This window comes from uncultured Campylobacter sp. (genome assembly GCF_938040115.1).
Lineage (GTDB): Bacteria > Campylobacterota > Campylobacteria > Campylobacterales > Campylobacteraceae > Campylobacter_A.
On the sequence record NZ_CALHXD010000178.1, the window covers coordinates 1 to 1,457 of the forward strand.

At 45.0% G+C, this 1,457-nt stretch carries 1 protein-coding gene; it reads right to left on the reverse strand.

The window, feature by feature from the left end; all coding sequences use genetic code 11:
• Nucleotides 1–490: 490 nt before the first annotated feature.
• A complete protein-coding gene (upp, locus tag Q0314_RS06320) occupies nt 491–1,150 on the reverse strand; it encodes a uracil phosphoribosyltransferase (RefSeq protein WP_298057595.1) in 660 nt (219 codons plus the stop codon).
• Nucleotides 1,151–1,457 lie beyond the last annotated feature (307 nt).

Here is a 1,457-nt window from a genome sequence, read left to right on the forward strand (position 1 = left end):
AGCCACTTAAGTTATGTGCAAGCGGCTCGCCGCCACTTTCTATAAGTTTATAGACCACGATTTTCCCCGTTAAAAGCTTTGCAAATTCAGCCAAATCTTCGTCGGATCCGTTTATATTGATACTCCTAGGCCTAAGGCCTTCAACCTGCTGCTGTATCATTTTAGTCCTTTATAAATCAAATTTTTACTTATAATTTTAGCGTATTTTATAAAGCCGAAGATGGATAAATTTAAGTACTCTCCTTAAATATTAACCAAAAATTTAACTCAAAATTCGATAAATCTTGAATTTGAGGCAAAAAATAAGTGGAAGTACACGAAATGCTGGGAAAAAATCGGCTTTTGCTAAAAAATGACACAAAAAACGAGCGTCGATATTTTGAGGCGGATTTAAATGTTGTGACGAAAATTTCATCCCGAGACTAGACATAATATCTGTCGCAGGGTGAAATTGTCTAGCTCATTCAAAGGCGCTCAAAAAACGTGCTATTTACAAGGTATTAAATACGCGGTCTCCCGCATCGCCAAGACCCGGCACGATGTAGTTTTTTTCGTTTAGCCTCTCGTCGATTGCGGCGGTATAAACGCTAACGTCCGGATAAATCTCGCTAAATCTTTTTAGGCCCTCGGGCGCGGCGATAACGGAGATAAATTTGATCCGCTTTACGCCTTTTTCGCGTAAAAATTTGACCGCGTCTATCGCCGTACCGCCGGTAGCAAACATCGGATCGATGACGATAGCGACGCGTTCATTGGCGTCTGCGGGTAGCTTAGCGTAGAAAAACTCGGCCTGTGCGGTCTTTTCGTTTCGCTGAAAGCCCAAAAATCCGACGCTGGCGTTTGGTATGATTTTAAAAACGCTCTCTAACATCCCCAGCGCGGCGCGCAAAATAGGGCAGATCATGACCTTCGTCGCTAGCTTTTTAGCCTGCGCCTGCGCGACCGGGGTCTGCACGCTCACGTCTTTTAGCGCCAGATCGCGCGTCGCTTCAAATATCATCAGGTGGCTGATCTCATCGACTAGCATCCTAAACTGAAAGGTCGGCGTCGAGGCATCTCGCAAAATAGCTAGCTTGTGCTCGATGAGCGGGTGAGAGACTAGGCGGACGTTTGGTAGCTCGGCGGCATCGGCGGCGGTGAAATTTTTCATAAAGATCCTTAAAATTTAGCGGATAAAATTTAAAAAACGCTAGGCTAGGGCTTTTTAAATTTTACCGTTTTGAGTCGTAAAAATCGCAAATCGCTCGTTTCGCGCGTAAGGCCTGCTCACGGCTAAGACGCTATTAGCGGGCAAAATTTAGCTCCCCGTTAGACGGGCTTGCGCGCTTAGGGCGTTTGGCTTGGAGCAAAAACGGCACGCCGTAAAACAAGGCTAAATTTAGCCCGGCGAGCCGCTATAAATTTTAGACTTTTTAATAAAGCCAAAGCGCGTAGCAAAATTAATAAATTTAGCGCAG

Coding starts and splice junctions, on each gene's coding strand:
- upp (WP_298057595.1), bottom strand. CDS start 1,150: ATGAAAAATTTCACCGCCGCCGATGCCGCCGAGCTACCAAACGTCCGC.